Origin of the sequence: Haemophilus sp. HMSC066A11 (assembly GCF_001811665.1) — a bacterium.
Classification (GTDB): Bacteria; Pseudomonadota; Gammaproteobacteria; order Enterobacterales; family Pasteurellaceae; genus Haemophilus; species Haemophilus influenzae.
Genome location: NZ_KV805846.1, coordinates 1 through 4,310, shown reverse-complemented (window position 1 = coordinate 4,310; position 4,310 = coordinate 1). Strand labels below are relative to the sequence as shown.

1 protein-coding gene and 1 pseudogene are annotated in these 4,310 nt (G+C 33.8%); both read right to left on the bottom strand.

Annotated elements, in window-relative coordinates; all coding sequences use genetic code 11:
• Positions 1 to 117: 117 nt before the first annotated feature.
• Positions 118 to 1,887 (bottom strand): ABC transporter ATP-binding protein/permease, encoded by a 1,770-nt coding sequence (locus HMPREF2813_RS00250; RefSeq protein ID WP_014550804.1) that lies wholly within the window; start codon positions 1,885 to 1,887, stop codon positions 118 to 120.
• Between the two features lie 58 nt (positions 1,888 to 1,945).
• A pseudogene (locus tag HMPREF2813_RS00245) lies at positions 1,946 to 4,160 on the bottom strand (TonB-dependent siderophore receptor).
• Between the last annotated feature and the right edge of the window lie 150 nt (positions 4,161 to 4,310).

The window sequence follows — 4,310 nt, the reverse complement described above, 5'->3', positions numbered from 1 at the left end:
ATCAAGCCCTCGAATATCGAGGGCTTTTTTTATAGTTTTATTTTAATTTTATAGGCGCTCTTCAGACTAGCATCAAAATAAATTAAATATTTGTCTGATATATTAACTTGCTATTTTCTAATTTTCACATAATAAACATACATCTAATTTTAACTGTTTGTTATGAAATTGCTGTAATGTGCTACGATGACCTACGCTGAGAATGATCATTTCGGGCAAACGCTCTTTAATTGTTTGGTAGAGTAAATTCTCGGTTGTTTCATCCAATGCTGAAGTCGTTTCATCGAGAAATACGACATCTGGTTTTGTGAGTAAAATACGAATAAACGCCACTCTTTGAAGTTCACCGGGCGATAAAATCGCTTGCCAGTCATTTTTTACATTAAGTGCGTGTATATATTTTCCTAGCGCACAATCCTTCATGGTTTGTTCCAATTCTGCGTGACTTGGATTGATATTTGGATAACAAATTGCTTCTCGTAAAGTACCCAGCAGCATATAAGGTCGTTGTGGCAGGAATAAACTTCCCATGCATGGATGCTCTGCAATACCTATGGTTTCAAAAGGATAGATTCCTGCAATTGCTTTTAGTAGCGATGTTTTTCCTGTTCCAGATGCACCTTGAATCAATAGGGCATCTCCATTTTCTAAATGAATATTTAAATTATTGAGTAGTACGTGACCTTGTTCATCTTTAATACCGAAATTTTTTAAGGCGACACGATGAGAGCAATGAAAAGGATGATGAACGTTTTGTTTATCTAATTCATCCATTTTTGTTATAAAACCATAAAGACGATTTAACCGAGCTTGATAGAGTGTGAATTGCTCATAGAACAAGCGGAAGAATGAAAGTGCGGTCATTAATCGGTTAAATGCTTGTACTGTTTGATGCATGTCTCCCAGCTTTATTTGACCAGAAAAAAAACGTGGCGCTTGTAACATTAAAGGCAATAATTTAGCAACGCGAGTTACCCCAGAGTTGAAACTATTTAAGCCTAACATTTTTAATACAATGGACCAACGGTTATGAATAATTTGACGGAATTGATGTTGTAAGAAAGTTTGTTCTTTTGGCTCGCCATTATAAAAAGCAATGCTTTCTGCATTGTCTCGTACACGGATTAAGGAATAACGATAATTGCCATTGAGTTTTTCTTTCGTAAAATTTAGCTTAATTAGAGGGCGACCAATCCACACAGACATAAGTGTTGCAAAAATAATAAAGGCATAAATGAAGAAAACAACGCCTTTTTCGATATTAAATCCGAATAAAGTTAATACGCCGGAAAGTGACCATAAAATAATCGTAAATTCAATGGTCGTGAGCACCGAGTTAATTACGCCTCGCACAATTTGTACTGTACTGGTAATAAATTCTCTCGCATCTTGTTCGATACGTTGATCGATATTATCCGGTAAATCTCGTTCATATTTTAGGCGATAGTATTTTTTCTTATTTAGCCAGCGTTTAACAAGTGTTGCATTAAAGCTTTCCAACCAACGAATTTCAAATACTTGTTGAAAGAAGTAATCAGCAATGGTATGTATAACTTGTGCTACCCCAAGGAGGGCATTTAGTTTTACAAAGAACCAAAATTTCTCAATATTTAATTCTTGCATTGAGCTATACAATCCATTGTAAAAAAATGAATTAAGTACACTAAATCGTACTTCCAACAATATCATTATAAATAGTACTAACAACATTAAAATTAGTTTAATGCTTGTTTTTTTATCCATTGATGGAGAGACAATACACCAGAATTTTTTGCCGAAAGTAGTTTGTTTTAAGGCTAACATTGTTACGCTAAAGCACAATATCACCCAAAAAAGTGCGGTTAAAATCCAGTTTAAACTATTATTAAGTTCGGTTTGCCAGTTCATTAGTTTTCCATAAATAGAAAAAGAGCGAAGCCAGTTTGCCCTAGGTTTTAATGACTAATTAAAATTCAATTTTAGTGTTTAATATAACTTCACGAGCATAGCCTAACGCAACAGGAATAAGCGTTCTGCTTGCATTCCCTGAAGTTGATGGGGAGTAAACTTTATTAGATAAGTTTTTACCATTTAACTGAAAGGATACTTTTTTCCCTGAAATTTTTGTGTCATAGGCAATAAATGCATCATAAACAATAGCCTGTGGAAGTTTATACGCTTTTGTATAAGTATTATTATAGGCATACCAAGAACCTAAATAACGCGCACCTCCACCGACACGAATATTACCAAAATCAAATTCGCCGATATTATAGGCTAAGAATAATGATGCTTGATGTTTTGGTACGCCAGAAAGTTGTTTACCAACAGCTAATTTATTGTTGTGATTTTCTAGGTTTTTTACTTTTGTGTAAGTATAGTTTGCTGCAATACTTAAATTATCAGTAAGTTGTCCATTTAGATCAAACTCAATGCCACGAGAACGCTGTTTTCCAACAATTTGTAGTTCATTTGTGCCATTAACATTAACTGTTTCTGCAACATTACGTTTGTTTATATTAAATAAAGCTACAGTTGCATTTAAATATGCATTCTCATATTTTAGACCTGTTTCAAAAGATTTACCCTGTTCAGCAGGAAGTTCGCCATTAATAATAAGCGTTCTATTATTTTGTGGACGGAATGATTCTGCATGGTTAAAAAATGTTGCAATATTTGGAGTAAATTTATAAACACTACCTAACTGATAGAGAAGTTTCCCGTCTTTTTGAGCCAGATATCCACTTCTAATATTCTTTAATGTTGATCGACCAACAACTTGATCAAAATATTCATAACGAAGTCCTCCCGTTATAATAAAGTTATCTGTAAAATAAGTGGTATTTTGAATATAAAGACCTAAAGTTTTTAAGTGATTAAATTGGTAGGCATTGTTATTTTCATTTTTCTTTATTGCCACTGGATTGGTATAATTTGGGTTGTCAATATTAATAACCTTACCATCATTTATGTCTCTAGTATTATAAATTGGTCCTAAATCCATTTTATTTCTCATAAGATCTGTGCCCACAACAAAGCGATTCGCAATATCTCCAATAGCAAATTCCCCGACTGTGTTTAAAGAAACACTATGGATACGTTGCTCTCCAGTTTGTTGCTCAATATCTCGAGTTGCGCTACGAGCAGTTAATTCAAGTGCTGTAATTTTGTTTTTATTGAGTTTTTTTGGTTGATTAATATTTGATACATTAATATCTTTAATTCGGGCTTGATTATAGAAATATTTATAACGTGCGTAGCTATAGCCAAAATTTAATTTCCAACTGTCACTTAATTTGTGCTCAACTTTAAAATCAATATTATCTGTTTTTGCAGTTGTTTCGTTATTTGGTTCATCTAAACGACGAGAAACAGGAATATTAGGTAATGTATTAGTTGCCGTTAAAAGATTTGTACCACGATCAAATGGCTCAAGAATATCTTTGTGTTCATAAGAAAGAGCTACTTTAGTTTTATCATTTTTCCAAGAAAGAGATGGTGCATAAGTTGTACTTTTGATTTTTCCAAAATTACGCCAGTAATCTTTTTCTTGTTTATCATAGATAAAGCGGTAAGCAAAACCATTTCCTAAACCACCAGTAAAATCTAATTGCGTTCCCCACAGGCTATGATTACCTAAGGTTCCACCAACGACATAACGTGGCGTTTGTTGTGGTTTTTTAGTAATGATATTAACTACACCACCTGGATCTTGAATACCATAAAGTACAGATGCAGGTCCTTTTAAAACTTCAACGGTTTCAGTTGTCGCGCTAAAGTTTTTAGCTGGGCCAGCTTGTAAACCGTTACGCATAATTGAGTTGTCACGGTTTCTACCAAAACCACGTTTTTGGATAGCATCAAACATACCACCTAACTGTATTCGCTTGACTCACACCACTGACGTTATAAAGCGCATCAATGAGTGATTCAGGTTTGCGATCTTCTAGTAGTTTAGTTGAAAGAATATTTACTGTGTTTGGCGTGTCGAATACTGGCACTTCAGCTTTTGATACGACGGATGTCCCTGTTGTTTGATAACCATTTTGTTTAATACCTGTATCTTGAACATTAATTTGTTCAATCGTTTCAGTATTAGCTTTATGTTGCGTTTCTGCTAACGCAGAAACAGAAATCCCAGCAAAAAGTGCGGTGTAAACTAAGCTTAATTTAAAATTCATAAATTGCTTCCCAAAAGTTAAATCTAGGTTAAAAAAAGGTTACAAGTATAAAAAAATACAACAAATTAAGCAATGAAAATCATTATCATTTAATGTCTATTACATTAATCAATGGTATTATGATGAAATCGATGCAGTGGGTCGCCAACG

Bases quoted from the DNA above. Each gene is read 5' to 3' on its own strand.
- HMPREF2813_RS00250 (WP_014550804.1), bottom strand. From the start codon at position 1,887: ATGAACTGGCAAACCGAACTTAATAATAGTTTAAACTGGATTTTAACC.